The 16,529-nt window shown below is 64.3% G+C and carries 15 protein-coding genes and 1 pseudogene; 1 reads left to right on the plus strand and 15 read right to left on the minus strand.

Annotated elements, in window-relative coordinates; all coding sequences use genetic code 11:
• Positions 1–278: 278 nt before the first annotated feature.
• Positions 279–707: a hypothetical protein gene (locus tag VSR82_RS14905; RefSeq protein WP_184248068.1), complete on the plus strand. Its 429-nt coding sequence runs from the start codon at positions 279–281 to the stop codon at positions 705–707.
• 191 nt (positions 708–898) lie between these two features.
• On the opposite strand, the pseudogene VSR82_RS14910 reads toward VSR82_RS14905, so the two are convergent.
• The 15 genes and pseudogenes from VSR82_RS14910 to VSR82_RS14980 all read right to left on the minus strand — a co-directional run.
• A pseudogene (locus tag VSR82_RS14910) lies at positions 899–1,054 on the minus strand (DNA adenine methylase); the annotation flags it as partial.
• 30 nt (positions 1,055–1,084) lie between these two features.
• Positions 1,085–2,098, minus strand: coding sequence for a relaxase/mobilization nuclease domain-containing protein (locus VSR82_RS14915; RefSeq protein WP_498857919.1), 1,014 nt, complete (start codon positions 2,096–2,098; stop codon positions 1,085–1,087).
• Position 2,099: 1 nt separating this feature from the next.
• A complete protein-coding gene (locus VSR82_RS14920; protein ID WP_498857859.1) occupies positions 2,100–2,630 on the minus strand; it encodes a plasmid stabilization protein in 531 nt (176 codons plus the stop codon).
• 14 nt (positions 2,631–2,644) lie between these two features.
• A complete protein-coding gene (locus VSR82_RS14925; RefSeq protein WP_498857860.1) occupies positions 2,645–4,090 on the minus strand; it encodes an LPD7 domain-containing protein in 1,446 nt (481 codons plus the stop codon).
• Between the two features lie 57 nt (positions 4,091–4,147).
• Positions 4,148–5,998, minus strand: a complete 1,851-nt coding sequence (locus VSR82_RS14930) for a PriCT-2 domain-containing protein (protein WP_498857861.1) — start codon at positions 5,996–5,998, stop codon at positions 4,148–4,150.
• Positions 5,995–7,713 carry a type IV secretory system conjugative DNA transfer family protein gene (locus VSR82_RS14935; RefSeq protein WP_498857862.1) on the minus strand — a complete coding sequence of 573 codons (1,719 nt, stop codon included), beginning with the start codon at positions 7,711–7,713 and terminating at the stop codon, positions 5,995–5,997. The genes VSR82_RS14930 and VSR82_RS14935 overlap by 4 nt, the downstream gene beginning before the upstream one ends.
• Positions 7,710–8,084, minus strand: coding sequence for a hypothetical protein (locus VSR82_RS14940; RefSeq protein WP_498857863.1), 375 nt, complete (start codon positions 8,082–8,084; stop codon positions 7,710–7,712). Before VSR82_RS14940 ends, VSR82_RS14935 begins: the two co-directional genes overlap by 4 nt.
• Before the next feature lie 9 nt (positions 8,085–8,093).
• A complete protein-coding gene (gene virB11, locus VSR82_RS14945; RefSeq protein ID WP_498857864.1) occupies positions 8,094–9,212 on the minus strand; it encodes a P-type DNA transfer ATPase VirB11 in 1,119 nt (372 codons plus the stop codon).
• Entirely contained in the window at positions 9,209–10,432 is a 1,224-nt protein-coding gene (gene virB10 / locus VSR82_RS14950) for a type IV secretion system protein VirB10 (protein WP_498857865.1), read from the minus strand. Before virB10 ends, virB11 begins: the two co-directional genes overlap by 4 nt.
• Positions 10,425–11,249, minus strand: coding sequence for a TrbG/VirB9 family P-type conjugative transfer protein (locus tag VSR82_RS14955; RefSeq protein ID WP_498857866.1), 825 nt, complete (start codon positions 11,247–11,249; stop codon positions 10,425–10,427). The genes virB10 and VSR82_RS14955 overlap by 8 nt, the downstream gene beginning before the upstream one ends.
• Positions 11,246–11,956: a VirB8 family type IV secretion system protein gene (locus tag VSR82_RS14960; protein ID WP_498857867.1), complete on the minus strand. Its 711-nt coding sequence runs from the start codon at positions 11,954–11,956 to the stop codon at positions 11,246–11,248. Before VSR82_RS14960 ends, VSR82_RS14955 begins: the two co-directional genes overlap by 4 nt.
• The gene (locus VSR82_RS14965; protein WP_498857868.1) at positions 11,953–12,168 is read right to left on the minus strand and encodes a hypothetical protein; all 216 of its coding nucleotides are present in this window, start codon (positions 12,166–12,168) and stop codon (positions 11,953–11,955) included. Before VSR82_RS14965 ends, VSR82_RS14960 begins: the two co-directional genes overlap by 4 nt.
• A 10-nt stretch (positions 12,169–12,178) precedes the next feature.
• Complete coding sequence (gene virB5 / locus VSR82_RS14970) at positions 12,179–12,874, minus strand: P-type DNA transfer protein VirB5 (RefSeq protein ID WP_498857869.1); 696 nt, start codon at positions 12,872–12,874, stop codon at positions 12,179–12,181.
• A gap of 16 nt (positions 12,875–12,890) precedes the next feature.
• Complete coding sequence (locus VSR82_RS14975) at positions 12,891–14,051, minus strand: TrbL/VirB6 family protein (protein WP_498857870.1); 1,161 nt, start codon at positions 14,049–14,051, stop codon at positions 12,891–12,893.
• Positions 14,048–16,528: a VirB4 family type IV secretion/conjugal transfer ATPase gene (locus VSR82_RS14980; protein WP_498857871.1), complete on the minus strand. Its 2,481-nt coding sequence runs from the start codon at positions 16,526–16,528 to the stop codon at positions 14,048–14,050. Before VSR82_RS14980 ends, VSR82_RS14975 begins: the two co-directional genes overlap by 4 nt.
• Between the last annotated feature and the right edge of the window lies 1 nt (position 16,529).

Below are 16,529 nucleotides of genomic sequence, written 5' to 3' on the forward strand. Positions count from 1 at the left end.
GTTTAATCAAAAGCCTAGATGTGGGAGGGCTGTGCCAGGCCAGGCGTATCCATTTGCGTGCTCCGTCGGAGAAAACGAGTGTGCAACTCCGGTTTAGCGCCGGTCGGGCTTACTGCTACTGCCCTCCCATGTAGCATCTGGTTAGGAACTGTTGCATTCGTGGCATGGCCATCTATTCTTCGAAAGATCGGGGTCTGAATCTCGCCCTTTGCCACCATTCCTTTTCTACTGAACGGCACAAGCAATACGATCGAATTAAATATCCGGGAGAATATTCCATGGAAATTCTAAAACTTGTGATTATCCTTGGCTCCATTTTTGGAATGGCCAAGGGTATCCAGTTCTTCAGCCGCCATTGTCGGCACCGATTTGGCTACCGCTTTTTCACCGCACGCGGATTCTGGCTTGCTGCCATTGGCATCAATCTGCTCTGGTGGGGATACGTCGCGTGGGGTGCAGCCTTCCTCCATCATGAACCGACGTCGGGCGGCGTCGTCCTCATGGCACTGGGCCTGGCAGCAGTCGCCTGGTTGATCTACGAAAACATCCGGGACACGAACCTACCGTATGGCGCGGGTGGATCGGTCCTCCAGCTCGCGCTGTTTTTCCCGGTGGCGCTCTACGGTGTTCCCCTTCTCGTGATCGCCCTGCTGCTTTTGCTCTTCGCGACATTCAAAGGAACGCCGGCGTGGCTCATCGATCGATGAGCGATCCCGGTCGAGCGAGACTGCATGCCCGACCTTCCTCGCGACCAGCAGCCTCTACACTGTCTGCTCACCCTGTAAAAACAGCCCCGTTGGCCTCATCCGCCCTGCTCCAACTGTAGAAGATCAGTTCCCCACGCGGTCCAAGGGCCTCCGCACCGCCGACCATGTACTGAATTTCCACACGCTCAAAAATCATCGTTGACGTCGTTCAATACCTCGCCCGCTGCCAGCGGCCGCATGAAGAATAGCGCCGCGGCGGCGGCAAAGACCTCGACATAGCAGGTATTCGGGGGAAACCGGGGAATCAGGATATCGGCCCGACGACGTATGCCGCCGATCCGCGACATGATATGTGCAGCCGTTAAGCCTTCCCGACATCAACGGTCCACGACCGGCTCGTCGACATCCGGACGATCTGTGGTGTCCGACACCTGACGACCCGATTGCTCGCGTCGGGTATCCAGCCCGAGCCCCAGCATCGGCCGGTCTCGCTGCACTGGCATGCCGCCAACGAAATAAGCCATTTCAACGGCCATTGCACGATCCTCACGCGCACGCGACCTCGCCATCGCGTAGGCTATTTCTCGCCAGCCGGCAAATACACCACCATGGGCGATCCAGCCCGCGTCGCGTTGCGCATCAGTCGGCCACGGCTTCCAGTATCGCGGCGTTTCACCGCGCGCGATCATATGAACGACGGCAGGCTTCGGATACCGCAGCGTCACACCACGCGCGCGCCGAGGCGTCGCATTCGCCTCGACACCGTGCTCACGCAACATTTCCGCAAAACGCTCGCGCCAGCGCTGGAGATCCTTGTGACGCGGATTCAGGCGACGACCATCCGGGCCGCGCACCTGCACGCTCAGATGCACGTGTGGATGTGCCTCGTCGTCGTGCGCGGCGAATACGTATGCGCGACCATCGCCGAACTCAAGCGCCGCGAAGTCACGAGCCGCATCGCGCACCGCCTGCCGGTCCGTCCCCGGCGGCATCGACAGCAGGATGTTGAATACCTCCCGCCGCGTGCTGGTCTCCGGAATACTCCATCCGCCAAGCTCCCAAGTCTTCGTGAGATCGCGCAGGGCATCCTTCCCCGCAATACGCTCGCCGCTCTGATCTTCCAGCTCGATCCTGCCATTACGCGAGATATAGCGCAGATGCCGACGCACGGCACCCATGCCCTGCGCACTTGCCGCCTTGTTGGTGATCTTGACCATGACCTCCGGGGTGCGCCTGAGCGTGCGGGCAATCTGCGCGCGCAGGCGGGCGGCCCCGTCCCGAATGTCCACACGCGAGAGCCGCGACGCACGTGCGTGCCGCAACGGCTCCTGAAACAACCGATCGCCCCAGTTCACGAGCATCGCATCGATGTAGATTTTTGGGTAAGACATGTCAGCGACTCCATCGATCAAGGTTCGCACGCATGACGGCCGCCGTTGCACGCAGGTGGTCCTCGATGTGTCTTCGCATCTCCGACCAATCGATCATCAAATTCCGATGCGAGAATTCCGTCCCGCTGGCACGCGCCAGTTGGCCCAACAAGCGGCTGATCCCGGCAAGCTGCTGGCTGGATACCGCCAGTGCGCGCATCTCGCGCTCGCCCAACTGCGGCTCCTTCGTCAATTGCGCACGGATGAGTGACACGATCCATCGATTCCCACTGAGGCCCAACGTAGCCGCGAGGTGTTTGATCGCGCCCAGTTCCGCCGCGGTCAGCCGGATTTCGATGCGACTGCGCGACTCCCCAACGACCGGCGGGGGCAGGCCCGGCAGGATCGCGCCGGACTCCTCATCAGCATCCTCACGGACAGCAACCGCGATCAATTGCCGCACGCCTTCGGCCGCTGTCAAACCGCGGCGTGTGCACCAGTCGTCCCAGCGCCACCTGACGGCCCCGAGTTCGACACACAAACGCTCGCGCATGACCACGACTCACCTCAGCGTGACGGCGACGAGGATGACGGTTCAACGGGTGTCCGGTCGATCTCGCGGACAGGCGTGCGTTCCGGCGTGGAACGCTTACGACGATCCCGGCCCGATGGTTCGGCCGGATCAAACACCTTCGGTATCGGAACCGGAATGCCTTCATGCTGGAACGCTACGAGCATGCGCTCCGCGCGCTGCTGCACGCGGGCAACAGAACGTTCGCTGAAGCCCTGCTCACGCATGGCGGCCATCAGCACGGCGAGATGCAAGGCACGTTCGCTTTCCGGATATCCCGCGTCACGACGGCGAGACTGTTCCTCCACAGCAACACGCCCGGCATCCGGACCGTCGGATCGTGGCGGCGAAACGGAGGCTGCCCGATCCCGCGGCGCGACCTCCACCTGCCATGTATTGCGATAGACGTCCTTCTCCTCTTCGCCAATCACTTTGCCTTCCTCATCAAGGATCGGCACCCGCAAAGTAACGAGGCGTTTGCCGAGATTTTCGAGGGTCACCTGCTGCCCGGTCTGGACATTCGCTTCGCGCACTGCCCGTTCGAGATCGACGCCCCACACCACCTGATCGATGCCGGCCTTGTCGCGAAACACGACGTAGTACGAGTCACTACGCGCGGGATTGTGCTGGTACGGAGCACTCCCATGCTCACGCAATTCGCCGACGTACCGTCGAGGGGCATCGGCCTCGTCGTTGGCGGCGTTCCGGTTTGCTTCAGGGATGGGGTTGATGGTGTCGCCTGTGTCGATCCGAGGCGTCGACGAAGCCACGGCAGGACCGCAACCCTGCACACCTGCGGTAGCCGTCGTGCCGACCTCCGGCACCGCCGCGACACGATTGTCCAGCCGCGCCTGCCGGGCATCCGCCAGACGCGCCAGGTCTGCGGCTTTCGGCTCGTAGCCGCTCACCTCGATACCGAGCAGCGTGCCCTGCAACCACGCCTCGCTGCGAAATGCCTCGTGTCCCGACACGCGAATGCGCCGCCACGATTTCGCCTGCGCCATGTCGATCATCGACTCGACCACGTCGGGCCGGTTGTGTTCGGTAACGAGGTACGGCCCCAGATCCTCGAACGCAAGCTGATACGGCGCATCCTTCAGGAAATACTGGTTGCCCGCGCGCAGGTAGCGCTTGCGCACACGTTCGGGTGGCTGATTGAGCGGCGCACGGACCCGATCCATCCCGGCCATCGCCTCTCCCGATGATCGGGTATCGACCTGCTGCGGCGTAACGGCATCGTCACGGATCGCCTGATCGCGCAACCGTGCCCGGGCAGCATCGAACTCGCGCCGGCGTCGCGCGGATACGGCGTCCATTGCGGCCGAGTCCAGCCTGTCCCGACGTTGATCCGGGACAGCCGGCGCGCCGCTGTCGCCCGGCACGTCCGGTTCGATCAGGTTGATAACCGGATCGGCCTCGTGAGCGGAAGTTGTCTGAGCCATATCACCACCTCGCATCATCAGGATCGGCCTTGCACGTGAGCACTACGCTGCCGTGCCTCATCGGTCGGGCGTCGAATCAGCCTCACGCGACTCGTTCTGTTCCCGGGATTTCTCCAGCGCGGCCGTCCGCGCCTCCCGGATACGTGCCCACGATCTCGCCTGCAACTGGTCGAGCATTCCTTCCAGATTCGGGCTGTAATTCAATTCGCGGGCGGACTTCTTCAGCGAGCCGACGGCACGTTCCAGTAGTTCGCGCGCACGGTCCCACGGATAGACCCGGGCCTCGCCGCCGTCATAACCGACCTGCAATTCCGAACCGTTCAGCCGCGCGTTTTCGTCCATCCACTTCAGACGCTCGGACACGAAGGTCATCTGATCCTTGCGGTGGAATACGACGCTGCGCGTCGCGACCTCCTGGATCAGATAGTGTTCCGTGTTGAACACCTCGCCGCGATAAGGGCCACCGTTCTCGCGCGGCGTCCCCATCCTAAGCGGCGAGCCGAACCGGTGCTCGGCCAATGCCCTGACCTCGTTTGACACGTCACCCACGCCAAACAGCGGCTCGCCGACCGGTGGGCGCGCCGACGCAAACCGCGGCGGATCCGGAACCGGCGCAGCAGCCGGCGACGACGCAGTCGCATCCACCGAGGAGGGCGCCGAGCAGGATGCCCCGCCCGTTGCTGGCACCTCCGGCGCCGCCTGTTTCGGCGCACTAAGCTTCGAGGACCGGCGACGGGGCTTCCCTTCCTCGTCGGCCAGCAGCCTTTCCTTGACGTTGCTCATCATCCTGCCCTCCTCGCGCTCATCCACCTCAACCACTGTCATGCCGGATGCGGTGGAGACACCCGGCTGACCCTCCGCCTTCACGACAGAGCGGATCACGGCGCGCAGATGTGCGCCGACGGCATCAAAGCCCGACAACACCGCCATGTCGCTGAAATCGGTCGGCACCTTGTCGTCGATGCGCGCATCAGCGGCAAACGCCGGCCAGGCCACACGGGCGTGAGCCGCTTCCGCAGCCTGCCGCGCCTGCGCCTCGCCACTGCCCAGTTCGCCGAGTACGATCAGGTCTGCATCGGGATATCGCTCGCGAAGGTTCGTTGCCACCATCGACAGATTCCCGCTCGAGAGCGCCGCCACCGCGGACCAGCCTGTCGCGCGCGAAGCGGACAAGGCCGTCGCCATGCCTTCAGCAATGAGGATCCGCGACGATTCATTCGTCCGAACCAGTGTCGGCTCCGTCATCCAGTAGCCGCCCCTCTTCACGCCGCCGGCCAATGACGATTTCCGCCCGTGTTCGTCGATCAGCTCCAGTGTCGAGATCGGTCCGTTCCAGACCGGCACGATCAGCACGCGCCCCGTCAGAAGTTCTTCCTCGCTGGCCGGCGCATAGCCGAGCAGTGCGTGCAGCTCCAGTGCATCCAGCTCGTGCAGCGTGTCCATCGGCTCGAGGTGCTTGCGCACGAGATACGGATGCTCCGGCCCGACCGGCCTCGCCCACTGCCAGATCGACACGGCCTCGCGAGCCACAGCCGCATGGCGCGCCTGCCGTTGCGCCTCCTCGCGCGCGCGTTGCGCCAGCATCTCCGGAGACGGCGCGAGCGCGGCCGTCATGTTGTCCGGATAATTCGTTCGCTTCAGGTCGAAGCCATGCTGGCGCGCCTGCCAGAACAGCGTGGCGAGCGTCTTGCCGCCCGATGCGCTGACCGAGCGCCACGTAGTTCGGGCCGCGCGCTCGTTATAGTTGGCAGCCGTGCGACTCCACGCATCCCAGATCTCAAAACCCTCGTCGCCGAAGCCCTGCTTGAGCGCGAACGCCATGTCGACCCAGGTCTCATAGTCGTCAGCGGGTATCACGGCAAGCGCGGCACGCGCACGGTCCGTCTCATCCACGAAGGGGGTCGTCATTGCAGCGCTCCCATGGCTCGTGAGCCGTCCGCGGCTGCTCGCCGCTCCGGCTCAACAAAATCGAGTTCCGCCACATTGAGATCGTCGACGCTCAGGTGACGTCTCGCCTGCACCACCTGGCGGGCCGGGACACCCAGCAGCATGAAATGCCGTTCCACGTAGGCCACGGTCTCCTCCTCGCTGATGTCGGCGAGGTTCGGCGGCAGGTCACGCGGATCCCATGCTTGCAGCACTTCCAGGTATTCGGATGGCAGATGGATCAGCCCCGCGCCGTCCTGTTCGATCTCGTTGGGATGCAGATCGCGCAGCCGGCGCTCGACCACAGCGCTGAAATGGGCCAGATTCAGTGCGGGCACGGAGGGCGCGGCCATGACGCGCGACGCAAACTCGGGATCGCGCCAGTAGCAGATCTTGTCGGCCAGGATCGGCCTGGTGTTTTCGAGGACGACGATTTCCTTGTCTCGACCGAGTTCCTTCAGCTCCTGCGGCAACAGCAACGGCCGGCGCTGCTCTGACACGCTTTCGCTCGGGCCGCCCCGGCTCCCGAAGAATCCGCTCGGGCGGCTCACGCTGCGCGACTGGTCCGTGAAGGTGCCGAGCATTTCCGAGTAGTCGTTCGCGTCCTTCTGCTCGCGCGGAGCATAGAGGATCTGCATCGCGTGGTTCGTGATGAACGTGCGCGCATCGGCTCGGCCGTACACCGACTCGAGTTGGGCAATCGACTGGACGATCGAAAGTAGACGCAAGTTGTAGCCCGCCATATAGGCAACCGCGCGCGCGATGATGTGAATCTTTCCGATCGAGGTCATCTCGTCAAGCAGCACAAGACACTGGAACCTGAGCGTGGGATCGGCTTCGGGCAACTGCTTCGTGTTCAGGTTGACCAACTGCGAGAACACGAGATTGACGAGCAGCGCCGCCTCCGACAGATGGTCGGGCGTGATGCCGATATAGACCGACATCCGGCGGCGACGGACATCGCGCAGGTCGAAGTCGTTTGCACTGGTTGCCGCGTCGACGATCGTATTGGCCCAGATCGTGAGCGGCGCGTTGAAGGATGCCAGAACACTCGCGAGCACCTTGTCGTCGTTCGACAGGAAGCGATTCAACGCATCGACACATTGCCCCGAGAGCAAGTCGCGATGCTGGACCAGCGCGCGCTGCAGCCAGGTTTTCACCGGCATGCCATTGCCTGATGACTGCCGTAACACTTCGCCCATCGTGACCGGGTAGTCGGGAATCGACGTCCCCCGACCGGCCCGGCGCGCGTCACGCCATTCGCACAACAGAAGCACGATGCCGAGGAACAGGTTTCGCGCCTGGTCCTTCCAGAAGTCATCGTGGCCACCCGGCGGATAGAGGGCATAGCCGATCGCAAGAATGTCGCCCACCCGGAACCGGCCGTCCGAGATCGCCGACAGGGGATTGTAGCGATGCGTGCGGCCGTCTTCGGCGAACGGATTGAACAGGTAGACATCCTGTCCATGCGCACGCCTGAAGCCAGCCGTGGCCGCATAGTTTTCCTGCTTGATGTCGAGCACCACCACCGAATCGGGGAAATCGAGCAGATTCGGGATCACGATGCCTACACCTTTACCCGAGCGGGCGGGCGCTGCCAGCAACACAAACTGTTGACCGGCGAAGCGCAGGTAACGCCCGCGCCATATGCCGACGACAATCGCGGGCGTGGTATCGAGGTGCGTGCGCATCGTCATAGCAGCCCCGCCCGACGGATGTCCGACTCGCTCGCAAAGCGCGCGCTGCCATAGAGACGACGCCGGTTCGTGCTCGCCCACAGCGCATGCAGTCCGAGAACCGGGCCACCGAAGGACAGGAGCACACCAAACAGCGCCGCCCCCGCGAGCTTGCGACCGACGTTCGGCATCATTCCGTGCCGCCAGGCCAGCACAGCATCGAGCCAGCCCCACAGTCCCGCGTGCAGCGGATTGATCCGCAGGCTGGCGTACAGGAAAAACGACGCGAGCCAGAGCGATGCGGCTACGCCACCCATCAGGCAAGCCAGCACGGCCAATGTCATGGCGGCTGTCCTGGTGTGCTGAAGCAAAGAGGAAGACGGGTGGTTCATCGCCGCTCCCTAGACGAACGCGGTGCGCGCCTTGCGCACCGGGTCGAACCAGACTTCCGTCATGCCCCACTGCCTGCGGGTCTGCTCGCCCGCTGCATTGAAGACCGTACGTGCATCCACGTGTGCGACGACATCGATGGTCAGGAACAGCAGGCGCTTTAGCGCGGCATCGTCCCAGGCGGCGGCTTCCGGGTGTTCCTTCGCCATCAGCGCAAAGCGTTCGATCGCCACCGTCGCATTGGGCGCGTGGTAGCTCGTGATCGAACCCGCGTGACCCGTTGTCAGGAGCTTCAGGAAGTCATAGGCTTCGGCGCCGCGCAGCTCGGCAAGCAGCACGCGATCCGGGCGCATGCGCATCGTGCTCGCGATCAGATCGGCGGGCGTCACGCGCGCCTGCCCGTGGCCGCCCTTGCTGTACAGCAGGTGGACGCAGTTCTCGATGTGCCGGATGAACAGCTCGCGGACATCCTCGATTGTCACGATCCGCTCGGTCGCCGGGATCGAGCGGCACAGGGTCTTCATGAAACTGGTCTTGCCGGATCCCGTATTGCCGACGACCGCGATGTTGAGCCGGCCCGTGACCGCCCCGTCGAAGAAGGCGCCCCAGTCGTGCTCTTCCAGGCACCGGACCAGCCTGCGGTCTTCGGCGCGCAATGCGGGTAATGCTGAATCAAGCCCATCCGGACGATGCCAGACCGTCTCGTCGAACAGTCCCTCGTCACGGTACGCATCGAGCGTCTTCTCGCGTGCGGACGGGCGGCGGATAGTCACCGACACCGTTCGCGGCGGCACGACCGGCGGCACCACAATCTGGATGCGCGCGTCCCCCGGCAGCAGCGCCGACAGTATTGGATGCTGGGCCGAGATTTCCTGACTGGTCAGCGTCGCCACCGCCACTGCGAACGACATCAACCGATCGAAATCGAGTTCCTGGCAATCGTGGCCATGCCAGCCGAGCGCATTCTCGGTCAGCACACGTTGCGGCCGGTTGATCACCAGTTCTGTCACATCGGAATCGTCGAGCAGCGGCGCGAATGGACGCATCAGCTCGCACACCGATGCGTCGTCGGGTAGCCGGGCCAGTACCGGGTCGCGAGATGCATCCGGCAGGTGGGTATGCGGCCTCATCGCGTGCCCTCCGGCTCCAGGGCATACACCGATCCGAAGTCCAGATCGCGCGCGACGACTATCGTGAACTCCGCGCCCTGGTTCTGCGTCAGCGTCGGCGGAATATTGATCGTGCTGTCGAGCACGCGCGTGGCCATGTCGTTGCCCTGCTGTTGCGTGTTCTCATACACCACCGACCCGCTGGAGTTGCCGCCGCGGGTCGACAGATAGCCAATCGCGTCCTGGGTGAGGCCGAGCAGCATCGCTGCGCCGATGCGCTGGCGCCAGTGGTTGTCCACGTAACCGTCGATGCCCATGCGCCCGAGCGCGTCCGCCGCGGGCGAGTCGATCTCGACCGTGACGCCGTGGGGCGTCTCGATACGGGCCGACAGCACGAACACCCGCTTCTGGCCTGGCGACAGGTTCGAGCGATATTGGCTGTTGATCTGCGAACCCCGCTCGATCAGCACGACACGGCCATCGTCCGAATACACGTTCTTCGTCACCGTGCACGTCGAGATGCCGGCCTCGGTCGAATCGAACGCCGTATCGCCCGCGCAGTCGATCTTGGCGCCCTGCGCGAGCATAAGACTCCGGTTGCCCAGCGTCTCGGCCCAAACGCGCTGCGTGACTGTTGGCGTCAAACTTTGGGCGAGCGCGCCGCCGGCCGGCCCCTGGGCCAACGCTCCGGCAGCGCCGCTCGCCGCGACCACAACTGAGGAAGCCGCGGCCGCCATCCCTTCTGGCAGCCCACCCGCGGACTCCTGTCCACCGCCCGTTGCGAGCAGCGGCGCATCGAAGTAGCTGCGGGTTGCCACCGCGTGTGTGGCGCGAGCAGGCGCGGCAGCCACGGAGGCACGCGACGCCGGCGTGGAAGGAGCCGCAACCGCGCTCGGCGATACCGGGGCCGAGGCCGCATGATCGACCGACGATGCAGGCAGATCCTTGAACACGTGTCCCTGGGAAGACGTATCGGTTAGCGTGTCGCGCCTTGCCTTCGCCTCGGCATCGTGGCGCGCGAGAAAGCCGTGCACCGTCCAGACGGCGCCGGCGCCGACCATCAGCACGATCACGACCGGCGTCAGCCACCAGGCGCGCGGGCGGCCACCGCGGTATTGACCCAAAGCCGGCATACCGCGATCCGAAGCAACACCCGATGTCCCCTCGTTCTGAGCACTTCGAGGCAGCGAATCGGGCGCATCGTCGGGCTCGATCACATTGCGTGGAGTGTCGTCATTCATCATCGTGACTCCGCAGAACGCGCTTCACCCCATTGACCGTCGTGCCGTCATGAGGTGGCACTCCGTCCATGTCGTAGGCGTCGTTCCAGATGCCCACGATCTCATTGCCGAGCCGCAGCACGAATCGTTTTGCGACCTCGTGCACGACGATCGTGTCGCCTTCGACGTGCCTGTCGACCACGCTTTCCGTGCCGTCATCGGCCACGCGGAAAATCGCCGGCATGCGTCGGTTGTTCGGGATGCGCAGACACGTAAAGCGCCCGTCGTCCCATGCCGCGGTCGGTGCGATGTCGTCGGAGTCCGGCATGACCTGCATCGAGTACCGCGCGTTACGCACGGTGGGCAGCTGCGCCAGGCGCTTCGCGACCCGCGCCGCATCCGAATCCCCCTGCGCCTGCTTCGCCAGCTCATCCGGATAGACGAAGCTCACGCGGTACATCTCACGGTCGTTGCCGAACCTGGCCTTGAGCGGGAGCACCACCAGATCGAAGCTGTAGCTGCGCCGGTCGGTGCGGATCTCGAGGTTCGAGTCGTGCGCGGCGAGTTGCGGCTTCAGGTACACGTCGTGATCGCCCTTGCTCGCGACCACCTGCCAGCCGTCCCGGTCTCCGGGCGCGACGACCAGGATGTGCTCGTATGGATCGAGTGCGATGTGCGTGGCAAAGCCGCGCTGCGCCTCGATGCGCACAACGTCGTCCGCGCGATAGATCACCTGGCGAACGCGCGAGTCGTCGTTCCATCCAGGCACGTCGAACGCGTGTGCCCTAGCCGAGAACAGCACAGCAGCGAGCACCACGGCTAAAGCAGGCGTTCTCATGGCGTGCCCCCGACATTCGAGGTGGAAGCGGTGGCCGGCGGCGTATATTCGGGGTCGCGACTGTAGGCCGTGACCCTGAAACCGAACGGATTGGCAATCGCCACGCTTTCGCGCGTGAATATGGGCGGCCGGTAGGTGTAGGCCAGCGTGATCACGAAACGCTGCGTGGGTTCGGCTTGGGCCTCGCCGTTTTTGAACGATGTGCGCTCGACATGCACGACTGCATGACCGGGTTCGTCGGGCGGCAGCGTGATCGAGAGGAGCCGGATGCGCCGCTCGAGGCCCGGCCCCAGTTGCCGGTCCAGCGCATCGGGGCCACTATAGATGCCGCGGTAATCGTGAGCGACCACGTCGTCGCTCATCGCAAGGACGCTGTCGTAGTCCATCTGCAGCAGCCCCCAGTCGTAGCGCTCGCGTGCGCGCACATAGGTTTCGACCCAGTGCTTGTCCTGGATCTCCTTCGTATGCACGTGGCGAGCATCGAGCACGTCGATCACCTGGGATTCGCCCGTCAGGCGATCGACCTCGATGGGCAGCGGCACCACGCGATAGAACGGCACCATCACCGCCAGCGCAGTGGCGCTGAGCACGGCGACGCCGATCGCCGCGTAGGCGACATGCCACGCGCGCCGTTCGGAACGCTCCTGCAGGTGGGTCAGCGACGCCTCGATGTCGAGCACGCGCCCGTAATCGTGCGACGCACTCATGACCCGTCTCCGGCATCCGGGGACGCGTGCCGATCCGGAACCGCCGGTACCGTGGCTGGTGCTGCAGTTGGCACATCGGGCACCGGCGGCACGCGATCGACCGGCACACGATGCAGCCCGTCCGGCAACACGGGTTTCGTCGGCCCGCTGCTGCAGGCAGCCAGGCTCCAGGCGACGCAGCAAGCCAGTGCCAAAGAGGTCAGCAGGGACATGGTGATCTCCTCAGTTTCCGAACGACGCCGGCACCATGTGGTCCTGCAGCCGGTTGGTCTTGGCTGCCCGGCTGAGCACCAGTTCACTCTGCTGCTCGGTCGTGAGCTTGTCCTCGGTTTCGGCCAGCATCCGGAAGAGCTGCAGCTTCGTCATCTCGTTGCCGACCGCCGTGGACTCGATCTGGATACGCGCCTGCAACTCCGCGATGCCCTTCGGGTCCTGCGTCAGGTCGATCCGCTGGGCGAGGCCCTGGATCTGGTCCAACTCCTGCAGTTCTGTCTGGTAGGCTTGCAGGCCGAAAGCCTTGTCCTGATAGGGCTTGTTGAGCGCGCGTTGGCACACCTGCTGATCGATCCCTGTCTGGTCCTCGCAGTTGTAGATCTGGCTGGCCGAGCGCAGCGCCTGCGCGCTGCCGGTCAGGCCCGTATAGCCGCCGTTCTGGATCGCTGTATAGACGCTCTGCCAGTTCGACGGCAACGAGTTCGCCACGACCGGATCGCTCAGGAGCGCACCGAAGCCGCGCGTGCCGACCGTCGACTGGTAGATCTGGATTTCCTGCTGCACTTCCTGCTTCAGTTGCCCCACCGAGGCAATGGCCTGGATGACGTTCTGCGCGTCATAGACCGGGATGCCCTGTGCGTGCGCACCGAGGCACCCTGCCGCCCACACGCATGCGGCGCTCATCCGTCTGCATCGTCCGTTCATGATCGTCTCCTCCGCTTCAACGTCCTTGCTGACCGAGGTTCGCGCGCGCGACTCTCTGATAGGCCGGGGTCGCACCGCCGCCCCGTGGCCCACCACCTGAGCCCGTCCGATCGCGAATTTTGCCGCCTGGGCGCGGCCCTCGCCCGTTACCGCTGATCGCCCGGCCGATCGCAACCGCCAAACTCCGCGAGGCCAAGCCCGCCACGAATGCGCCAAAGCCCGATAGCGTCGCGCCGCCCGACAGGCCCGCCGCCACGGACGGCAACTGCCAGCCGACCATCGCGAGGAACATGCCGGTCGCGAAGACGCCAATCGCGGCGGCGGCCGCCGCGCTGTCGTCCAGGGAGACGGAAATGGCTTGCACGAGGACCGATGCATCGGCGCCGGGTGCGCTACCCGTCGCATGAAGCGACGTGAGATCCGCCGAGAAAGCGGTGAGCGCCATACCGAGGAAGGCGGCCACGAGGACCTGCAGCAACGCGTAATTGGCGACCTTCGCGGTCCACGCCTCGAAAAACCGCGCGGTCGGCGTGAACGCCGCGCAGGCGATGAAAATGGGCCCAAGCCCAAGCACGAGATCGAGCAGCATCCTCGCCATCACGACCTCGAAGGCCAGGACGATCAGGAAAATCGAGCCCCCGAGCGCGGCCACCAGGCCACACAGAAAATCGCCTATCGCGGCGGCCAAGCCACTCGGGCTGATTCCCTCGTGCGTGGCCTTGTCGAAGTACGCGTCCATCACGAGATCGATCTGCTGGTCGTAACAGTCGAGCGTCTGGTAGATGCCGGTCGCTGCGCCCTGCCCTGTCACACTGCTTCCGTTGATTGAACCGCACCCCGGATTGCCGCCGCCCGTCGTGTTCGCCGCGTTCTGGATGGACTGGGCAAGTCCGGACGTCGCACCGTCGACGGCGGTGACGACCTGCTGTTGGTAGATCCCGGCGCTCAGCGCGAACGCGAGCGTGATGGCCACCTTCAGCCCGCGCCACGCGAACGCCGGCACGGCTTCGTGTGCTTCGCCGCGCACCACCGCGAGACCGTAAGCCAGCACCCAGATCGTGACGGCCGTGGTCACGACCGGCACGAGCGCGCCGGACAGCGCCGACGACACGTTCGTCACGTAGGTCGACATGCCGTTCTCGAGGGTGCCGCCCACGGCGGTAAAGAGGCCGCTCATCGCACACCCCCCAGTCCCGGCGATTGCGACGACTGGCGTGCGCCGGCCCGTTCTGACTGTGCGGCGCGACGCTTCGCGAGCTGCTCGTGGAACACGGGCAACCAGTCTCGCGGTGCGTCGCCGACCTGCGCACGGATCGTGTCGAGCAGTTCTACGTTGTCGCTCGTGCCGGACAACACGTCGAGCACATCGCCAAGGCCCGCGAGATCGAGCCGGCCGATGGCCGAGCGATGGCCCTGCTTGACGAGGAACAGGCGGCTGTTCTCGCCGAGGTTGCGCACGGTGTTGAATTCGGCCTCGGTCAGCTTGAAACCGCGCACGTAATCGTTGTAATCGGCGCGCGGGTTCGGCAGGAAGAAGAACGTCGCGCTCTGCTCGATCAACGCACTCGCAATATCACTGCGCAGCACGTCGGCAGGCGATTGCGTATCGAAAACGCCTAGCCCGTTCTGCTTGCGAATCGTCTTTTGCTTGTTCTTCGCAAAATCCGTGAAGACCGGATCACTGAGCCGCTTCCAGAATTCGGTCATCACGTAGATGAAACGCCGCCCGTCGATCAGGTTCTCGGTCCGGTGCAGCAGGTACATTGTGACGGGCGTGGACACCTCGCCATCGTCTAGCAGTTCGGTGTCGTCGAAGCCGAACAGCGTCGCGTGGGCGAGATCGATGCGATCGGTCGGGTTGTCGAGCACCCAGCCCAGGCGCCCGCCCACGCACCATTTCGCGAGCCGCGCATGCAGGCTGTTTTCGCCCACGTTCGGCAGGAGCTGCCGGACCATCGACAGACGACGCAGGGGCTTGTCCATGCGGGCGACTTCGCGCACGGCGCGCGAGATGTCGAGCTCATCTCTCGCAGACAGCGGCTCGCCAATATCGACGAGCTTGCGCACGAGGCGTTCCCAGAAGTCGATGACGGGCTCGCCCGCGACCATCTGGAACGGATTCAGCCCGGTAGGCTCGCCACGACGGAATACCGTATAGGTGCCCTCCATCGCACGAATCGCGATCTCCGTACCACGGTCCTTGTCGAACAGAACCGCGGTGATGCCGTACTTGGTCGCCATCGCCAGCAGGAACAGCTCAAGCACCGTCTTGCCTGCGCCGGCGCGACCGATGATCTGCGCGTTGGCAAGCGCCTTCTCGTCGAGCGAATCCTGTTTGTCGGATGTCGCGTGGAAGTTCAGATAGAGCGGCTGGCCGCCGGGCGTCTTGACGATCGTGATCGCCTCGCCCCACGGATTGCCTTCCCGCTTGCCGGTCGCGAAGTTGTGCAGACTCGACAGGCCGCAGAAGTTGCGCGATGTGAGCTTCGCCTCGCGCGGCCGATAGCGCCAGTTGCACGGTAGCTGCGCAAACCAGGCCGCGTCGGCTACGAGATCGATCAGTGCCGTCTGGAAACCCGCATCGGCCAGTTGCGTGCGGGCCTTCGCGACATGCCTGGGCACCTCGTCCAGCGTGTCGCCAAGCACGGCCAGCGAATAGTGATATTCGCCGAGGACGAAATCGCCGTTGATCAGGTCATCAAGCGCCCGGTCGATTGCCTCGACCTGGGACACGGCGACGTCCTCGCCCGCGATAAGCTGGTTGCGCTGCCGCTCCAGAGCCTCTTTTGCCGTGGGCTTGTCGAGGATCGTGAAGCTCTGCGTCTCGATGTACTCGAAGTCGGCATAGAGCAGTCCATTCAGCATGCCCGGCTCGGTGTCCTCTGGATAATCCTTGAGGTCAAGCATCGCGGCGAAACGCGTCGTCGCCGGCATGCGGATCTCGATTTTCTCGGCGCCGACGAAGAGCCGCGAAGTTGGCAGCGCTTCGCGAATCGGCCCAGCTGGCACTGGCTCGCGCTCCCAGGCCCCGTTGACCAGATAGCCAAGAAATTCCAACGCCGATGAATAGCTGCGCGGAGACGACGTGCAGGGACTGGGTCGGGTATAGACGCCGAGCGCGACCGGATCGTACGGTTTGAGGCTTGATTCGACCTGGGCCGCCAGTTCCGCCATCACCTTCAGCGCGTCGAGCTGGTCGCGCCGAATGTCGTCGCCTGTGCGGCGCGCCGCGCGACTGAAGACGCGTCCGAGCCGGGTGCGGTTCGGCCGGTAGACCACCGTCAGGTACAGCTCGTTGGTCATCATCCGGTAGCCCGCGAAGCTAGCGTAGTAGCGCGTAGCCAACTCCTCGCAGAAGCGGTTGCGGTATTCCGTCGAGAAGCGATCCGACACGCGTCGGCGCAGGCGATGCGACCATAGCGCCACATGACCACCCGCGAGCCCACGCACGAACTGGTTGAACCCATCGTGACGCGCGAGGATATCGGCAGGATCAGATGCCTCGAACGCGATGCCGGCAATCTTCCAGCTCCTCAGGTAGTCGCCTTCCTGCGTTTTGATCACATGGTCGGTCACGTGCGTCGAGTAAGGGATGTAGCCCGCAAGCGGCACTTCCCGGTTCGCGACGAAAACGAGTTGCGGTTTGGCCGGCATA

Source organism: Burkholderia sp. JPY481 (assembly GCF_038900515.1).
Classification (GTDB): Bacteria; Pseudomonadota; Gammaproteobacteria; order Burkholderiales; family Burkholderiaceae; genus Paraburkholderia; species Paraburkholderia youngii.

What these genes read in the sequence shown, in the direction of transcription:
- VSR82_RS14905 (WP_184248068.1), top strand. Translation starts at nt 279, where the DNA reads ATGGAAATTCTAAAACTTGTGATTATCCTTGGCTCCATTTTTGGAATG.
- VSR82_RS14915 (WP_498857919.1), bottom strand. Translation starts at nt 2,098, where the DNA reads ATGTCTTACCCAAAAATCTACATCGATGCGATGCTCGTGAACTGGGGC.
- VSR82_RS14920 (WP_498857859.1), bottom strand. Translation starts at nt 2,630, where the DNA reads ATGCGCGAGCGTTTGTGTGTCGAACTCGGGGCCGTCAGGTGGCGCTGG.
- VSR82_RS14925 (WP_498857860.1), bottom strand. Translation starts at nt 4,090, where the DNA reads ATGGCTCAGACAACTTCCGCTCACGAGGCCGATCCGGTTATCAACCTG.
- VSR82_RS14930 (WP_498857861.1), bottom strand. Translation starts at nt 5,998, where the DNA reads ATGACGACCCCCTTCGTGGATGAGACGGACCGTGCGCGTGCCGCGCTT.
- VSR82_RS14935 (WP_498857862.1), bottom strand. Translation starts at nt 7,713, where the DNA reads ATGACGATGCGCACGCACCTCGATACCACGCCCGCGATTGTCGTCGGC.
- VSR82_RS14940 (WP_498857863.1), bottom strand. Translation starts at nt 8,084, where the DNA reads ATGAACCACCCGTCTTCCTCTTTGCTTCAGCACACCAGGACAGCCGCC.
- virB11 (WP_498857864.1), bottom strand. Translation starts at nt 9,212, where the DNA reads ATGAGGCCGCATACCCACCTGCCGGATGCATCTCGCGACCCGGTACTG.
- virB10 (WP_498857865.1), bottom strand. Translation starts at nt 10,432, where the DNA reads ATGAATGACGACACTCCACGCAATGTGATCGAGCCCGACGATGCGCCC.
- VSR82_RS14955 (WP_498857866.1), bottom strand. Translation starts at nt 11,249, where the DNA reads ATGAGAACGCCTGCTTTAGCCGTGGTGCTCGCTGCTGTGCTGTTCTCG.
- VSR82_RS14960 (WP_498857867.1), bottom strand. Translation starts at nt 11,956, where the DNA reads ATGAGTGCGTCGCACGATTACGGGCGCGTGCTCGACATCGAGGCGTCG.
- VSR82_RS14965 (WP_498857868.1), bottom strand. Translation starts at nt 12,168, where the DNA reads ATGTCCCTGCTGACCTCTTTGGCACTGGCTTGCTGCGTCGCCTGGAGC.
- virB5 (WP_498857869.1), bottom strand. Translation starts at nt 12,874, where the DNA reads ATGAACGGACGATGCAGACGGATGAGCGCCGCATGCGTGTGGGCGGCA.
- VSR82_RS14975 (WP_498857870.1), bottom strand. Translation starts at nt 14,051, where the DNA reads ATGAGCGGCCTCTTTACCGCCGTGGGCGGCACCCTCGAGAACGGCATG.
- VSR82_RS14980 (WP_498857871.1), bottom strand. Translation starts at nt 16,528, where the DNA reads ATGCCGGCCAAACCGCAACTCGTTTTCGTCGCGAACCGGGAAGTGCCG.